The organism is Vibrio splendidus, from assembly GCF_001557875.1.
Taxonomy (GTDB): Bacteria; Pseudomonadota; Gammaproteobacteria; order Enterobacterales; family Vibrionaceae; genus Vibrio; species Vibrio splendidus_F.
Genome location: NZ_LNRF01000001.1, coordinates 593,658 through 611,218 on the forward strand (window position 1 = coordinate 593,658; position 17,561 = coordinate 611,218).

Below are 17,561 nucleotides of genomic sequence, written 5' to 3' on the forward strand. Positions count from 1 at the left end.
CTCAAACTCAGATTTGGCAATGAGTTCAGTTTGGTTAAATAAAAGTCACATCAATTGAAGTTAAGTTATCGAACGGGAGCTTGTGATCTTAGTCACTTCAAGTTTTTGTTCGAAGTCAGAACATGAGAGTCAGATCACTAACCCTAAGTCGGTACGCCCCCTACGCCCTCCCATCTACTCCTAGTTAGTCGCGTTAGCGGGAGGATGTTTAGTTTATGGTGACCATGCACGATATGTCACAGATGAATTAGAACTATTAAAGCGAGATTTCTGAAATGAAACCAACTCAGCAAAAAACTTTCGATAAAGTGTCGTTCCAAGAAAGCGTTAAGAAGCATTTATCTGCAACCTACGCAACAACGATTGAAAACGCGGATAGCCGCGCATGGTACCTAGCAATGGGTCGCGCATTAGCAGAACTCACAACATTCGACCTGCTAGAAACTGAAAACGATGAAAAAATTAAGAACGCGAAAAGCGTTAACTACCTTTCATTAGAGTTTTTGATTGGCCGTTTAACAGGTAACAACTTGATCAGCATGGGTCTGTACGAGCAGATCACTCATGCAATGGAAGAGCTAGGTCAAAACCTAACTGACCTTCTAGAAGAAGAACGCGACCCATCACTAGGTAATGGTGGTCTTGGTCGTCTAGCTGCTTGTTTCATGGATTCTTGTGCCGCTCAAGAATACCCAACAGTAGGCTACGGTCTTCACTACGAGTACGGTCTATTTAAACAGTCTTTCCAAGACGGTCGCCAACAAGAAGCACCTGACGCGTGGCGCGGTGTTGAAGGTTACCCATGGGAAGTAGCTCGTCCAGAACTAGCACAACACATTGGTTTTTACGGTCATGTAGAAGTTGAATTCATTGACGGTAAAGAAGTACGTACTTGGGTTCCAGGTATGGAAGTAAAAGCAATGCCTTGGGATCTACCTATCGTAGGTTACGAGTCAAACACGGTTTACCCGCTGCGTCTTTGGGAATGTCAGGCAATTGCACCATTCTCATTAGCAAGCTTTAACAACGGTGATTACTTCGAAGCGCAACACTCGCTAATCGATGCAGGTAACATCACGAAAGTTCTTTACCCGAACGACAACCACGAGAAAGGTAAGACTCTGCGTCTAATGCAGCAGTACTTCCACTCAGCAGCGTCTGTTCGCGATATTCTACGTCGTCACGAAGCAGCAGGTTTCTCTTTAGAAGATCTGCCTAAGCAAGAAACGATTCAGCTTAACGATACGCACCCAACAATTGCGATTCCTGAGCTAATGCGCATTTTGATTGACGAGAAAGGTCTATCTTGGGACCAAGCATGGGAAATCAGTGCTCATACGTTCGCATACACGAACCACACACTACTTCCAGAAGCGCTAGAGACTTGGTCTGAATCTTTGATCAACCGTCTTCTTCCACGTCACATGGAAATCATCTTTGAAATCAACCACCGTTTCATGCAAGAAGTTCGCAAGATGTGGCCTGGTGACGGCGAGAAGCAAGCGAAGCTTTCTATCATCCAAGAAGGTTTCCACCGCATGGTTCGCATGGCAAACCTATGTGTGATTGGCTCTTACAAAGTAAACGGTGTAGCTGCGCTTCACTCACAACTGGTTAAGAAAGACTTGTTCCCTGAGTTTAACGAAATCTTCCCAGGTAAACTGACTAACGTAACGAACGGCATCACGCCACGTCGTTGGTTGAAGTTCTGTAACCCAGGTCTATCTACGCTAATTACAGATAAGATTGGTACTGAGTGGCCAGTAAAACTTGAGCAGCTAGAAGGCATCGCTAAGTTTGCAACAGACGCGAAATTCCAAAAAGAATTTATGGCTGTTAAGAAAGAAAACAAACAGCGCCTAGCTGATTGGGTTCAAGAGAACATGGGTATCGAGCTAGATACTAACGCTATCTTTGATGTGCAAATCAAGCGTCTTCACGAATACAAGCGTCAGCATCTAGATTTGCTACACATTCTATCTCTGTACCACCGTATTCTTAACGAACCTGGTTTCGAGTGTGAGCCACGCGTATGTTTCTTCGCAGCGAAAGCAGCTCCGGGTTACCACCTAGCGAAAGAGATCATCTTCGCAGTTAACAAGATTGCAGAGAAGATCAACAACGACTCTCGTATCGGCAACAAACTGAAAGTGGTATTCATTCCTGACTACCGTGTAAGCATGGCTGAAATCATCATCCCTGCAGCAGACGTTTCTCAGCAAATCTCACTAGCTGGTAAAGAAGCATCTGGTACGGGCAACATGAAGATGGCTCTAAACGGCGCGCTAACTATCGGTACGATGGATGGTGCAAACGTTGAGATTCGTGAAGAAGTGGGTGATGAAAACATCTACATCTTCGGCCTAGACGTTGATGGTGTTCAAGCACTGAAAGCTCAGGGCTACAACCCATACGACTACTACAATGCAGACCCACTACTGAAAGCATCTCTAGACCTTCTGACTGGCGATGAGTTTACACCGGGTCAACCAGGTCTTCTACGTGCAACGTTTGATAGCCTGCTAGACGGTGGTGACCCTTACCTATGTCTTGCTGACTTCGCATCTTACGTGAAAGCGCACGAAGACATGGGCACGCAATACAAAGACCAAGCAGGTTGGGCTAAGAAAGCGATTCTTAACACCGCATTGGTTGGTAAGTTCACATCAGACCGCTCTATCCGCGACTACGTGAACAACATCTGGAAACTTGAAGCGGTTAACCGTTAATACTTCCAAAGTAGCCAAGGCAGTTTCTGCCTTGGCTCAATTAGCTTGTGAGCAAACAGATGGCTTATCCGATAGCAATGCTTACAAACTGATTGTCACAAGCTAATTGATTAGTAAAAAATTAAATTAACAACCCTACAAAATAGAAAGCGTCAGAACGTTTTCGGAGAGAGCGATGAAAGAACAGACCGTATTAAAACAAGTCGCAGAAATGGCAAACATTGCCGACAGTTACGTTAGTGCGTGGGGCGATGAAGCACAAGTATCAGACGAGACGATTACGTCTCTATTGGCTTCGTTGGGCTACGATACAAGCAGCGATGATGCACTGCTTAAGTCAGCAGAAAGAAAACACAAAAAAGATGTACTAGACCCAGTTCTTGTCTTGCGTGACGGTGAGCCAGTAGAAGTGGCGCTTAATCTAGGTGTAAGTGCTCGTGAAAGTGAGTTCAGCTGGCGCTTAGAAACCGAGCAAGGAGAGGTACTTGAAGGCTATCTTCAATCTCAAGTCGTTCGTGATGAGCGTGCTGAGGGTGGCCCTTTAGTGTTTGCATTGCCAAGTGATTTGGCATGGGGTTATCACAAGCTAATTGTGAGCCGTAAGCGCCGTAAGAAGCCTTACGAGATGACACTGATTATTACGCCAAAAGCGTGTTTCAAGCAGTCACCAATCGAGCAAGGCAAAAAGCTGTGGGGACCAAGTGTTCAACTTTACACACTAAGAACTCAGCACAACTGGGGTATTGGTGATTTCGGTGACCTAAAACAGCTTGTTGCTGATATCGCTTCTCGCGGCGGTGATTTCGTTGGTCTAAACCCAATCCACTCATTGTTCCCTGCGAACCCTGAAGGCGCGAGCCCATACAGCCCGTCTTCTCGTCGCTGGTTGAACATCCTATACATTGATGTGAGTTCAGTACCTGAATTCGCACTAAGTGCAGAAGCACAACAAACGGTAGGCAGCGCAGAGTTCCAGCAGCGTCTACAAAAAGCGCGTGAAGCACACTGGGTAAACTACACCGAAGTGTCTGAACTTAAGATGAGCATCTTGCCTCTGTTATTCGCAGAATTTAAGACTCGTCATCTAGACAAGAACAGCGACCGTGCACAAGCGTTCTTAGCCTTCGTAGAAGAGGGTGGCGACAGCCTAATGCATCAAGCCGCGTTCGATGCTCTACATGGTGAACTACACGCTGAAGATTCTGGCATGTGGGGATGGCCGGTATTCCCTGAGAAGTACCGTACATTCGACAGCCCAGCGACACAGAAGTACATCAAAGAGAACCTAGAAAACGTTCATCTGTACATGTACCTACAATGGCTAGCAGATTGCCAGATCAACGATGCACAGTCTCTTGCTGAAGAGAAAGGCATGGCTGTTGGCCTGTACCGTGACTTAGCGGTAGGTGTTGCAGATTCAGGCAGCGAAACTTGGGCTGACGAAGGCAACCTTGTGATGGATGCGAGCATTGGTGCTCCACCTGATATTCTTGGTCCTTTGGGTCAGAACTGGGGTCTACCTCCGCTAAACCCGGAAGTGCTTCAAGAAACAAGCTACGACGCTTACATCAAGCTGCTTCGTGCAAACATGAAGCACTGTGGTGCACTGCGTATTGACCACGTTTTAGGTCTACTGCGTTTGTGGTGGATTCCAAAGGGTGAGAACGCAACTAAGGGCGCTTACATCTACTACCCAGTGCAAGATATGCTGTCGATTCTTGCGCTCGAATCTCACCGTTACCAATGTAGCGTTATCGGTGAAGATTTAGGTACGGTACCGGATGAGATCGTAGACATCCTAGCAGATGCTGGCGTGCACTCTTACAAAGTGTTCTTCTTTGAAACATCAGAAGAAGACGGTGGTTTCATCTCACCGAAACACTATGCATCACAATCAATGGCGGCACTGTGTACGCACGATATGCCAACACTGCGTGGCTTCTGGCACTGTGATGACTTGAAGATGGGTCAAGAGATTGGTTTATACCCAGACGCAGCACAGTTAGAAACTCTGTTCGATGACCGTCTTGAGTGCAAACAAGGTATCTTAGATTCAGTGGCATGGCATGGTTTCCTACCTGAAGGTGTGGGTCGCGATGCGAGCCAAGTGCCGATGGATTCTTACCTTGCTGAAGCTCTTCAACTGCACGTAGCAGCTGGTGGTTCAACACTACTGAGTGTTCAGCTGGAAGATTGGTTAGAGATGGATAAGCCGGTAAACATTCCTGGCACGGTCGATGAGTACCCGAACTGGCGTCGTAAACTATCAATGAACTTGGACGAAATCTTTGCTCATGAAGGCGTTAATCGTATCGCTTCTAAGCTAACTGACGTTCGAGAAAAAGCAGGTAAGTAATGACGTTGAGTGACTTGAAATTAGGTGGTTTTTTGCTTACGCCGTACGAAACTACAACTTCGGTCACTCAATAATGAATGCTCATCTGGTAGAATAAACCGTCGTTATATTGCCCGCACTAATAGCGGGCATTTTTGTATTATGTTTTTTGGATGTTTGGTTAGGGAGAAACGTTTTGGAACTAAGTTCGATTTCAAAGCAAAAACAAATATATACCCAACTATCACAGGCTTGTTTCACAGACCCATTTGCGTTTTTAGGGCCATACTTACCTTCTGAGCAAGGTGCATTACGTGTGTGGATTCCTGGGGCAGATAAAGTCGAGTTGATAGTTGGAAAGGAACCTCGTATTGAGTTATCGCGAGAGGGTGAAAGTGGTTTTATTCTTAAGCAAGAGAGAGACTTACGTTTCACTCACTATAAGCTTGCGGTTGATTGGGCTGGCGTAGAACAGATCATCGATGATCCGTACCAGTACCACGATCTGTACGCGAGCTACGAAGATCTTCACACACCTAAAGATATGTACCATCACATGGGGGCTCAGTTTATTACGCTAGAGCGTGATGGTCAGACAATTTCAGGTACGCGTTTCTTGGTGTACGCACCGCATGCAACTGCGGCAAGCTTGGTGGGTAACTTCAACGCTTGGGATGGTCGTCGCCACCCAATGCAGCGCCTAGATTACGGCATGTGGGGCCTATTCATTCCTGAACTGGAAGAAGGCGCTCAATATAAGTTTGAATTAAAAGGACCAAATGGCGAAGGCTTACCACACAAAGCTGACCCATGGGGTTTCTACTCTGAGCAATACCCATCATTCTCATCTGTGACTTACGATCATGCTCGTTACCAGTGGCAAGATACTCAATGGCAGAATCGCCCTGTAACGCAAAAGCGTAAAGAAGCGCTTTCGTTCTATGAACTGCACGCGGGTTCTTGGAAGCGTAACGCTGAAGGCGAGTTCTTAAATTATCGCGAGCTTGCGGCAGAGCTGATCCCATACCTAACAGATCTTGGCTACACGCACGTTGAGCTAATGCCAGTTTCAGAGCACCCATTCTACGGTTCTTGGGGCTATCAGCCAGTAGGTCTATTTGCACCGACTAGCCGTTTTGGTTCTCCAGATGATTTCAAATACTTCGTCGATCAATGTCACCAAGCGGGTCTTGGTGTTGTTCTGGATTGGGTTCCTGCTCACTTCCCAAGTGATGATCACGGCCTAGCAAACTTCGATGGTACGCCATTGTTCCATGATCCAGATCCACGTCGTGGTTGGCACCAAGATTGGAACTCGTACATTTACGATTTAGGCAAAGAGCATGTACGTCGCTTCTTAGTTTCTAACGCATTGTACTGGTTCGAGCAATTCCACATTGATGGCATTCGTGTTGATGCAGTCGCTTCGATGCTTTACCTCGATTACTCGCGCAGCCATGATCAATGGATTCCGAACGCAGACGGCGGCAACGAAAACTATGACGCTATCGCAACTCTTAAGTGGATGAACGAAGAAGTGTACAAGCATTTCCCGAATGCGATGACGATTGCCGAAGAATCGACAGCTTTCCCAGGTGTTTCGGCACCCACTTTCATGGGCGGCTTGGGCTTTGGCTTTAAGTGGAACATGGGTTGGATGCACGATAGTTTGTCATACATTCAAGAAGACCCAATTAACCGTAAATATCATCACGATACAATTACGTTCCCGTTAGTTTACGCTCACAGTGAGAACTACGTATTGTCTCTGTCTCACGATGAGGTGGTTTACGGTAAGGGCTCTATCCACAACAAGATGCCTGGTGATGAATGGCAGCAAACGGCAAATCTTCGTGCTTATATGGGTTACATGTATGCGCAGCCGGGTAAGAAGCTGAACTTCATGGGCGCAGAATTTGGTCAGACGGCTGAATGGAATCATGATGACCAACTACAATGGTTCTTGTTGGATTACGAGCGTCATCAAGGTGTTCAGCGTTTAACTAAAGACCTGAATAACCTGTATCGCTCTGAAGCTGCAATGCACGATCTTGATTTTGACCCGAAAGGTTTTGAATGGCGTCTACAGGACTCTGCTGAAGCGAGCATTCTTGCGCATGAGCGCATCAGTGAATCTGGTGAGCGTGTATTAGTTGTCTCTAACTTTACACCAGTTCCTCACGAACATTTCCGCTTAGGTGTTCCTGCACAAGGTGAGTACTCACTGCTGTTGAATACAGACTCAACTGATTATGCGGGCAGTGGTTTTGAAGTGAAGCAGATAGCTGAGATTGAATCGGTAGAAAGCGAAGGGCTAGACACTTCGATTGAGCTGCGTTTACCGCCACTTTCAACAGTATTCTATAAGTTGAAATAAGCGCTAGCTTAAAACAAGACGGGAGCCAAAAGGCTCCCGTTTTTTGTTCTTGTCAGTTGCTGTTTTACGCTGGAGTTCTACTAAAATTGGTGAGTTGTAATAGTGAGCGTCCAATGACCACTTCAATGATCGCCCTTGCATCAGAACCGAACCTTTCAGTCATCTTCTGACGAAACTCACCATCAATTTGTAAGTTAAACTCTTCTGGAAGACAGTTTTGCGATGCATGGAAAAACATCAATTTGATAGAGTGTCTAAAAGGTTTTTCAGTAAGTGCGTTTTGCCAAGAGCTGTAAAACGTCCCCTGATCTGAAAAGTCTAATGACTTCATCATAATAGCCAATACGTGTTCATGTAAGACAGTTCTTATTGCACGTGTTGAAGGATAGTACCCTTGTAACGTAGTTAAACTAATGCCGATTTCTTGAGCAATCCTTGCATAAGTTAGCGCTTCATGTCCTTCTGCTAGAAAAAGATTTAATACGATTTCATCGTAGTTTTTTTGATTTTCTATTTTCTGAACTTGGGTAATTCGAGCCATTACAAGCCTCTATTGGGTGTAACATTCTGTAAGCAGAGCATATTAAGAGCTTATGAACTAAACCTCAAACCTCAAAGGTAAATAAATGGTCAATTTGTCGTTAAATATGGTCAGTATTGTGTCATTAGTTCAATTATCAATCAGATCTTTGTATAAATAAAAACACCGCCCTAATGAGCGGTGTGTTATTTAAAGTTGTTGTTTATATTTGCTAATTCCGACAGTTAGAACGGATACCAAAATAGCTGAGGCTCCAGAATGCGTTTTACTATCGCTAGTACCACGATTAATCCGATGACACTCAAACAAACAAAGTCGATACGTTTCAAAGGTGCATAGCTATACCAAGTCCGTGCTTTGTGTCGGCCAAAACCTCGTAACGTCATTGCGTTAGAGATCTCGTCTGCGCGGTCCAAGCTAGAGAAAATGAGCGGTCCTAGAACCTTAGCCACATTTTTGATACGAGTAATTAAGGGCGCTTTCTTTGAAAGCTCTACACCACGAGCCTGTTGAGCATGCATGATATTGATGAAGTCTTTTTTAACTTCAGGCAGATAACGCAGTGTTAAGCTCACCGCGTAGGCGATCTTGTAAGGAACACCGATACGGTTGAGGCTCGCTGCAAACTCAGTCGGATGCGTTGTGAAAACAAAAATCAACGCTATCGGGAACATGCTCATGTACTTAAGTGTGACAGTGACTAAATAAAACAGAGTCTCTTGGCTCAACGAGTAGTTACCCGGCAATGTCAGCAATAAAGTTTCGCTGCCGATGAGCTCAGTACCTTGCTGCGGGGCCAGCAGATACATGAACAAAGCATTTAGGCTTAATACACTCACTGTACCTAATAACAAAGGCTTATACACGCGTACAGGGACATTGGTAAGCTTTAGCAGGTATAAACCAGTCACAATAAGCAAAGTGATCAATCTTAGGTCGAACGTAGTCAATACCACGGTTACCCAAGCTAAGAAGAGCGCAAATTTTGTGATGCCATTGAGAGCATGAAGCGGTGATTTTGTATCAATGTAATTGATGCCGAATTTTACTTTTGATGCGTTCATTGAGCGCTTCTCTCATAGTCGATGAAGTACTGCATGAACGCATTGGTGTCGTCGATTTTCATCATAGTCGCGAGTTCATAAATGCTGGTGGTACAAAGGTTTGCACGTTCTAGAAGTGATGGTTGACTGAATACTTCCGTCATCGCTGCATTTGCAATCAACTTGCTGTCTGCGATTACGATTGAACGTGTGGTGTATTCTAGAACGAGGTGCATGTCGTGAGAGATAATCACAACGGTAATACCCAAATCACGGTTAAGCTTTTGGATGAATGCCAGCATGGATGTGTAGTTACGGTAGTCTTGACCTGCTGTCGGTTCATCTAAAATGAGGAGCTCAGGCTCTAACACTAAGATAGATGCGATCGTTACACGTTTTTTCTGACCGTAGCTTAGTGCTTCGATGGGCCAGTGACGGAACTTGCTCAGCCCACAGAGCTCAAGAACGTTCTCTACCTTTTCTTCGATAAGATCTTCTGCAATGCCACGGTTACGAAGGCCAAAAGCAATCTCGTCAAAAATCATATGATGTGAGATCATGTGGTTTGGGTTCTGCATCACTACGCCGACTTTCTGGCTTCTTTCGAAGATGGAAAGCTCGGATAAGTCTTCACCATTTAGATATGAAGAGCCTGAATCGGCATCGATTACCCCCATGATGAGTTTAGTGATGGTAGATTTACCTGAACCGTTTTTGCCCAGAATCGAAACAAACTCACCTTTGCCAATCTTGAAGCTTACATCTTCGAGTGCATTTTTTTCGCCGTCGTAAGAATAAGTCAGACCATGAACTTCAAGTAAAGGTGGGTACTGCTTCTCTGCTATCGGGGCAGGGCGCTCAGCAAACCAAGCTTGAACAGCAGGGCGGAACCTTTTGTAGTCTAAAGCTTTGAGGTTTGACAGCTTATCTTTGCTGGTTAGTGGGGCTTTCGCCGCTTTAAGCGCCGACAAGTAAAGCGGTTCACGAATGCCGTGTGTATCAAGTAATTCAGAAGCCAAGATTTCATCGGGTGTCGTGTCAGCGATGATTTCACCGCGTTCCATTAAGATCACGCGGTCGATATCACGATGTAGGACATCCTCGAGGCGATGCTCGATAATCACGATAGTCTTGTTGGTTTCTTTATGGAGCTGGTCAATGATCTCAATCGTTGCCTTACCCGTTTTAGGGTCAAGGCTTGCTAGAGGCTCATCAAACAGCAAGATATCAACGTCATCAACTAAGATGCCCGCTAACGATACTCGCTGTTTTTGACCACCAGAAAGGTCATGAGGTGAACGCTCAAGCATGTCCGCTAGGTCGACCATTTTTGCAGTCGACTTAACTAACGGGTACATATCAATATTCGACATCAACTGGTTTTCGAGTGCGAAAGCAATATCTTCACCGATACTCAAACCCACAAATTGGCTGTCAGTATCTTGCAATACTGTACCTACTTGCTCGGTATAGTCGTGCATCGAAAACTCAGAGATGTTCTTGCCGTTGATCTCTAAAGAGCCCGTTACCTCACCTTTAATTGCATGAGGTATTAGACCGTTGAGACACTGACCTAGGGTAGATTTACCACTACCACTTGGCCCAATAATGACGATTTTCTCTCCTTTCTCTATCCTTAGATTGATATTTTTTAGCGTCGGTTTATCCAGCGACTCATATCTAAAAGAGAAGTTCGAAAATGCTATAGTCATTATCGCTTATGCCTCAGTCAGGTTGCGGCTTTGTTTGTTGCGTTTAGCGACTGATTTTAGGATCAGGAAGCCCACAACAGCGATCAGAACGGTGTTACCCGCTGCGATGATAGACAGTTGAGTGAATACTTTAGTAAACGGTTCTGCGTATAGGATGGTGTCTAGGAACGCAGAGCAACCATAGCCTACAACGTTACCGGCAAGGGCAAGTACCACGAACAATACAAAATCTTTCATTGGTAGTTCACCTTGTTGAAGGCGGTTCTTAGTCATCATAGGGAATAAGCCGATAACCATACCTACGATACCTGAGCCTAAAACCCAAGTTAACCACACGCCCCAACCTGCGAACAAATCCGTTACCCAGTGACCGATAAAGCCAACTAAGAAGCCAACAATAGGGCCGAACAATACAGAAAACAGTGCTAGGACTGCCATTGCTGGTTTCAATGTCGTGTTAGCAAACACAGGGACACCAAACATAGGTAAACCACCAATGCCATACAGTGCCGCGCCAATGGCGATAACAACCACTGTTTTAGCTGAAAAGTTCATAGATAACCTCGAATACTGAAAGATAAAGCAAAATAAATAACGAATATTCACCATTATTAATATGTGTCTCAATGAGAACGTTTTTTGGGCAAATATAAAAAATAAGGCGCGCATTATACAGTAGAACCCTTCCATAAGGGAAGGTAAGTGTCTAGATGTCTAAAATTCCATCTGAACATTTAAATATCGTGTGAAAAGCGCAATTTTATGGTTAATCAAGCAACAAAAAAGCCAGAACGGGTCTGGCTTTTTCATTCGTATTAACAATGTGTTAAGTGGGTTCGTCGTTTATCTAGGACCATTTAGTGGTCTAGGTATAGATAGTTTTGCCAACTCTTCATACGAATAAGTACCTTACGCATGATAGACACGTGAGTGAAGCTATCAGAATAAACGGCAACCTCAACGGCAGTACCCATAGGTAAATGGTAGTCAGACAAGTCATCAGTGATGGTCATTTTAGCAAATACACGTCCATTAGTACGAAGTGCATTGGTACCAATAAGTGTACCGCGTGCTTGAATTTGACTCTCGCCGATTGCAGGAATTACTTCGTCAATACGACCTTTGAAAATCTTGCCTGGTAGTGCTCTAAACAGAAACTCAGCTTCGAAGCCTGGGTGCAGTCGTTGTAATGAGTTTTGTCTGAATGCTGCGATGTAGTACTTTTCTTCTGTATGGACAAAGGTCATGACAGGAGCTAGAGGAAGCGGTACAGCCATTACGCCTGGTCGCAGTGCTAGTTGTGTAACATATCCATCAGTTGGAGCTAGAACAACGGTCTGCTCTAAGTTAAATTGAGCTTTACGCAATTCAGCTAACAGGCTTAACACTGCGGTGTTCTCACCACCGATCTCAGAATCCAAGGCAATTTTTGCTTTTTCTAACGTCGCATCTGCAACTTTTACAGCAGCCTCTGATGCCTTATAAGCTTGTCTGCGAGTATCCAATTGTTGTTCGGTAAAGGCGCCACTATCATAACCACGCTTGTAACGAGAGAATTCACGCTGTGCTTTGTCTCTCTCGGCAATGGCTTTGATTCTTGCGGCTTCTGCTTCAGCAACATCAGATTCCATTCCTAGTGCACCTTGGCTTGCTTCTTTGACCTTTGCCTCTAATCTTGCGACTTCAGCCTCGAACGGAATCGGATCGATCTTAAAGAGGATATCGCCCTTTTTAAGAGGTTTATTCGCTTCTACTGGCACTTCAATCACTTTACCTCTAACGCCTGAAACTATCGGGGTCGTTGAGTAAACCTGGTTGCCGAGTTGTGTGAAAGGGTGGTTATAGTTCATTAATAAGATCAATGTTCCCACTATGACTACACCACCAAGCACAGCGGTAGGCACTGTCCATTTGTTTAATGGGATATTAAATACTTTGAAAATAGTGATACAAAGTGCCGCGTAGGTCATTATCAGTAGTAAATCCATTACTTAGCCTCCTGATCTTGAACGTTGTTTGACTCTTTTTCTGTGCTGCTTGGTTCGGTGTTCGCTTGTTTTAGCTGTGCGATCTCTTCCTGAAGGGTACTCACTTGATCGATGAGAATATCCACGCGATGATGAATATCATGTTGCTCTTCTTCTAATTTAGCGAAGCCCCAACCACGATCTTTACGCCAGAGCGTTGCCCAGATCCAAAGGAAGGGCCAAATAGTGTGTAAGGTGAATAGACTAACCCAGCCTGACACGTGAATAGCGTCCTGATGAGGGTGGTTACGTTCTTTCGCAATTTCATAGGGAATATCGTGAATAACGATGATGCCGTAAAAGATGACTAATGCTACGAAAATCAGTAGACCGAGTGCAAAGTAGTCTAAAAACATAACAGATCCTTGTAATGTTAGATATTAGTTATAAATATAGTACGCTATCATCCAAGTAATTGTTATAAAAATGATTTACCGAGTTGAAAATAATGTGTTGTCGCTTCTAATGCGGATAAAAGCATTGATGGATCTTATAAAATTCCATCGCATTGAAGAGGCTATTTCGGCTTTCTGGTCGGTATTTCAGTTGAAATGATGACAGTTACGATTCTAAATGACGTACCAAATCACAAAGGATAAACATGGATGTATATAGGTGAATTGGCGGCCATTGGCGCTGCGATTGTGTGGGCGTGTGCGACATGGATCTATGGACAATTTGGACATCGCTTCTCTGCTATGCAATTGAACATTGTTAAGGGGGTAGTGGCATCTGGGATGATGTTGCTGGTGATGCCTCTTATCCCTATGCCGGAGTTTGAACTGAGTACCAACCATTTTCTGATATTGGCAATTTCAGGTGTGATTGGTATTGCGATTGGAGATAGCGCCTATTTTGCGGCATTAAAAAGAATCGGTGCAAATAAGACTCTGCTACTGGAATCTTTGGCACCGCCTCTTTCTGGCGTGTTAGCTCTAATGTTCCTTGGCGCTGCCTTAACATTTCAAAGTTGGCTCGGTGTCGTAATTACAACACTTGCGGTAACCTTCGTAGTTTTCCAGCCATCAAAATCGGCGAGCGGTGAATCGAATGACAAAGCGCAGTGGGGGGGCATTGGTTATGGGCTTGTGGCGAGTGTTTGTCAGGCATCGGGTGTGGTTATTTCTCATTACGCGTTAGTGGCGGGTGACATTCCACCATTGTTAGGTGCTTTAGTTCGCCTGACTATTGGCGTGTGTGCTGTAATGCTGATTATCCCTTTTGTTGAAAAGAAGCCGTATTCATCGATAAAACGAGATTTATGGGAAATGACAAAGATCGACAAACTTTGGCTTTCAGCGGCAATCTTTGTCGGTACGTTTCTCGCTCTATGGCTTCAGCAAGTGGCGTTGAAAAATGCTAACCCAGCGATTGCACAAACGTTAATAGCAACCAGCCCGGTCTTTATTTTGGTAATTTATGCGATTAAAGGGGAGAAGGCATCTAAGCAAAGTGTTATTGGAACACTTGCCGCTTTAGCTGGGATCTCTCTTTTCTTCTATCAATAGTTCAATTTTGTCAGTATCAGTCGTTCTATTCAGTGCGACTGATTATTGAGAGGGAGAGGGCAGAATACGAATGACTTTCCATTTTCACTACTGCTATTTCTACTATTCAGTACACACTTGGTTGCGGCCATTGGCTTTGGCTCGGTATAAGGCTTTATCTGCGCGGTAGAAGGTACGTTGAGTGTTCTCTCCCTCACGATGTAAAGTGATACCGATACTCACGGTTAAACCTCGTTCTCCGAGTATTTCATGCCATCCGAATTGGAAGATGCGTTCTCGATAATTTTCAGAGTGCATTTCTGCCTTAGCAAGATCGCTGTTCTCTAGGATGACCAAGAACTCTTCTCCACCAAACCTGACACATGAAGCTCCTCTGAACTTGAAGTACGCTCTAAGTTCTTGAGAGACGCTGACGATCGCTTTATCACCCACTAAGTGGCTTAGCTCATCGTTGATAGATTTAAAGTGGTCGATATCAATAACCATCAGCGCGAAAGAGGTTTCATGCAGCAACATATCCTTTAATTTCACATCTAACCAGCGACGGTTGTGTAACCCTGTCAGTGGGTCGGTGAAAACATCTTGCTGTAGCTGAGCAACTGCATTCTTGTGTTGTTCAGTCGTCTCTTTCAGTTCTCTGTTTTCTTGTTCAGAAAGGATGAGTTTGAGCTGTAACTCAAAACGTGACAGGCGGCGTAATTGACTCGCACCCAGCTCACTGATCGGGATCTTCTTCATCAGATCGGTTTCAATTCGGTAACCTTTTTTCTCATAGCTCAGGGCTTCTTGAAAACGTCCTTGATTCATACATACATCACTCAGCGAATCGTAGAATCGCTTTGCAAGCACTGGCGATGAGTATGCTTTCACACGCTTGTCTGTGCTCGATAAGATCATGCTTGCATAGTCTTGCTTTCCTATTGCACTTAGGCAATGTGCTAACTCTAGTCGAGTCATGGTCGCAAGCCAGCTTGCTTGAGTACTATTGGCTGGATATTGAACCTTAGATAGACAGCGTAGCGCTTCATTGTATCTTTTCTTAGCGCGCAGTACCTTCGCTTGGTAAAGCAATATCTGAGCAGTGAGCAGCTTGTCACTTACCAAAATACTCAGTTCTTCGCATTCATTCAGTAAATCGCTGGCTGCAGTAACGCGGTTGAGCAGGAGCAAGCTTGCCACCATATGGAGTTTGAACTTGAGGCGAAGTGAGCGACTGCTTATCGCATGGTCAATACTGCCAATTTTTTGATAGTAACGAAGGGCTCTGTTGTGATCACCATAGGCATCGCATAAGTTCCCCATGCCTAAGATTGCCAATACATACTCATCGATATGGCCGTGTTCAACAGCGATGGTTGATGAGCTGACAAATTCATTCAGTGCAGAAGTGTAATCACCAATTTCGACTAAGCGGTCACTTAGGCTGGTTTTTACTGTAAGAATGTCTTCGATATCCGCAGGAAGATGGAGTAGGTCAAGAGCAAGTCTTAGCTCTTCGATACTGGTTTGCTTTTGTTGTAATTCGGCACGGTATTCAGAGCTGATAATATAGCAATGCGCTTGCTCTGTTTGTGTAGTCGAAACGTGCTGGCGAATGTGGTTCCAGAATATGATCGCTTCTTCACCTGATACCGATGAAGGGTCTAAACCGGCATCTGTGATCTTGCTTAGTAGAGTTTCCATCATCCTGTGACCTCAGCATCGTCTTCTTCTAGTTGTTCAAGAGTGAACGGGAACGTCAAAATATCGTTGAGGCTGACAGCGGGTCTCGAACCTTTTAATCCTCTTCTATGCCACGGATAGATATCAAGCATGGTGCTGAGAGTTTGGAAGGTTTGCTCTGCGACTTCGCCTTTTTCGGAAAGCATAAGCGCAACACGTTCGGAACTCAGCCTTGCTATGAAGTCGTTTTGATTACATAAGGTATGAGCAATCTCAGTACAGACATCTAAGTAATCAGTATCGACATGATGGAACATAATGATGCTGTGGTTTGAACGCTTAAGTTCTGTCTTAAAGAGTACCAGTTTCTCCCACCAAAAGGTTTCAGAGACGACATAAGAGAGGTGCTTTTCAGGATCGTACTCGTGTTGACCACGAATACGATTAATAAGCTTTCGTGCTCTCTGCTCAAGCTGGCGTTTTGAACTGCGTGCTTTGTCCAAACCGACACGATTAGTTTGCTCTTTAAGCATGCCGATAGAATATTGACGGTATTTTTTAAAGGCGACTAACGCAGCTTTGAAATCTTGGTTTTCTTCTGCAACCAAGGATTGCTGGTAACAAATTTGGCTAAGCAACTCACCATTATCGAATTCATTTGCGGATTGTTCAGCGAGCCTCAGTAACTCAGCTGCTTGCTCTGGTTTTTTTCTCAGGAGCTTTAATCGAGCTCGACTGATGTAAGAGTGCGCTTTCATCCAGACAAGGTTGTGCTCTACCGCTAGATTGTGCGCTTTGGCTGTAGCGCGCTCGGCATCATCTAAACGCTCAAGGCCCAGTAGTGCAAGACCTCGAAAGTCCCAAACTTCAGCATGCCAGGTGTTATCTTTATGGTCTTTTAATGCTTCTTCCGCACCATCGAGCACCGACAACATTTCAACGTAGTTGCTAAGCAGGTAGTAATCCCAGGCGAGCAGTATTCTTGCCTTGCCTTCTAACCAACCAATGCGGCTATTGTTAGCCACTTTAACGGCAAGCTGGTGGGTAGAACGTGCAAGCTTATATTCGTGAGTCATTCGCCAAATGTTGCCCAGACCAATGAGACATTCAATTTGAATCTCGACTTCATCAACCAGTGCAGATTGTTCTAAGGCATTGATCCAGAACTGTTGAGCGGAGTAATACTTTGCTTGCCCCCAGAATTGGAGCGCGTGTAAGTGGAGAATTTCGGGAAGAAAAAGGTCGGTATCTAGTCGGCTTTGGCGCTTGTAGGCTTCTTTGATGTATTTCAAACCTTTTTGGTAATCCATCAGGTTCCAACAGCATCTTGCCATCAACATCAATGACTGGATTGCCCCCTCTTCAAACAGAACTTGCTCTGATCTGACTAGGCACTGTTGAGCAACCTCTAGGATCACTGAGGGCTCAGAGTCGGCACGAGTTTTGAGTTGTTCTAGTTCTGTTTCAAGAAGGTACTGATTTTTGTCCAAGACTTAGATCCATAATTATCGAACATATTGATAACACAATCATTATAAGAGTGTGATTTGAGATAAGCACCAATTATCTTTCCCAGAGCGTCAAAGGAACACGTATCTTTTCCAATTATGGGTGTTACCTCATGTTG

The 17,561-nt window shown here is 44.7% G+C and carries 12 protein-coding genes; 4 read left to right on the plus strand and 8 right to left on the minus strand.

The window, feature by feature from the left end:
* Positions 1 to 275: 275 nt before the first annotated feature.
* The 3 genes from ATB74_RS02580 to glgB all read left to right on the plus strand — a co-directional run bounded on the left by ATB74_RS02580 (position 276) and on the right by glgB (position 7,441).
* Positions 276 to 2,729 carry a glycogen/starch/alpha-glucan phosphorylase gene (locus ATB74_RS02580; protein ID WP_061016346.1) on the plus strand — a complete coding sequence of 818 codons (2,454 nt, stop codon included), beginning with the start codon at positions 276 to 278 and terminating at the stop codon, positions 2,727 to 2,729.
* A 175-nt stretch (positions 2,730 to 2,904) separates the two neighbouring features.
* Entirely contained in the window at positions 2,905 to 5,085 is a 2,181-nt protein-coding gene (malQ, locus tag ATB74_RS02585; protein WP_061016348.1) for a 4-alpha-glucanotransferase, read from the plus strand.
* Positions 5,086 to 5,260: 175 nt separating this feature from the next.
* On the plus strand, positions 5,261 to 7,441 hold the full coding sequence (gene glgB / locus ATB74_RS02590; protein WP_060980613.1) for a 1,4-alpha-glucan branching protein GlgB: 2,181 nt from the start codon (positions 5,261 to 5,263) through the stop codon (positions 7,439 to 7,441).
* Between the two features lie 64 nt (positions 7,442 to 7,505).
* Here glgB and ATB74_RS02595 read toward each other — a convergent pair whose 3' ends face one another.
* From ATB74_RS02595 to ATB74_RS02620, 6 genes are all read right to left on the minus strand, one after another.
* Complete coding sequence (locus ATB74_RS02595) at positions 7,506 to 7,982, minus strand: hypothetical protein (protein WP_060980612.1); 477 nt, start codon at positions 7,980 to 7,982, stop codon at positions 7,506 to 7,508.
* Positions 7,983 to 8,206: 224 nt separating this feature from the next.
* Positions 8,207 to 9,046: an energy-coupling factor transporter transmembrane component T family protein gene (locus tag ATB74_RS02600; protein ID WP_060980611.1), complete on the minus strand. Its 840-nt coding sequence runs from the start codon at positions 9,044 to 9,046 to the stop codon at positions 8,207 to 8,209.
* Positions 9,043 to 10,737 carry an ABC transporter ATP-binding protein gene (locus ATB74_RS02605; protein WP_061016351.1) on the minus strand — a complete coding sequence of 565 codons (1,695 nt, stop codon included), beginning with the start codon at positions 10,735 to 10,737 and terminating at the stop codon, positions 9,043 to 9,045. Before ATB74_RS02605 ends, ATB74_RS02600 begins: the two co-directional genes overlap by 4 nt.
* A gap of 6 nt (positions 10,738 to 10,743) precedes the next feature.
* Entirely contained in the window at positions 10,744 to 11,292 is a 549-nt protein-coding gene (locus tag ATB74_RS02610) for an ECF-type riboflavin transporter substrate-binding protein (RefSeq protein ID WP_048609818.1), read from the minus strand.
* A gap of 302 nt (positions 11,293 to 11,594) precedes the next feature.
* Positions 11,595 to 12,725: an HlyD family secretion protein gene (locus ATB74_RS02615; protein ID WP_060980609.1), complete on the minus strand. Its 1,131-nt coding sequence runs from the start codon at positions 12,723 to 12,725 to the stop codon at positions 11,595 to 11,597.
* The gene (locus tag ATB74_RS02620) at positions 12,725 to 13,120 is read right to left on the minus strand and encodes a DUF3302 domain-containing protein (protein ID WP_060980608.1); all 396 of its coding nucleotides are present in this window, start codon (positions 13,118 to 13,120) and stop codon (positions 12,725 to 12,727) included. The genes ATB74_RS02615 and ATB74_RS02620 overlap by 1 nt, the downstream gene beginning before the upstream one ends.
* A gap of 249 nt (positions 13,121 to 13,369) precedes the next feature.
* On the opposite strand from ATB74_RS02620, the gene ATB74_RS02625 reads away from it, so the two are divergent.
* Positions 13,370 to 14,272, plus strand: a complete 903-nt coding sequence (locus tag ATB74_RS02625) for a DMT family transporter (protein WP_060980607.1) — start codon at positions 13,370 to 13,372, stop codon at positions 14,270 to 14,272.
* A gap of 102 nt (positions 14,273 to 14,374) precedes the next feature.
* On the opposite strand, the gene ATB74_RS02630 is transcribed toward ATB74_RS02625, so the two are convergent.
* Positions 14,375 to 15,955: a GGDEF domain-containing protein gene (locus ATB74_RS02630; protein WP_061016352.1), complete on the minus strand. Its 1,581-nt coding sequence runs from the start codon at positions 15,953 to 15,955 to the stop codon at positions 14,375 to 14,377.
* Entirely contained in the window at positions 15,955 to 17,424 is a 1,470-nt protein-coding gene (locus tag ATB74_RS02635) for a hypothetical protein (RefSeq protein WP_060980605.1), read from the minus strand. The genes ATB74_RS02630 and ATB74_RS02635 overlap by 1 nt, the downstream gene beginning before the upstream one ends.
* Positions 17,425 to 17,561 lie beyond the last annotated feature (137 nt).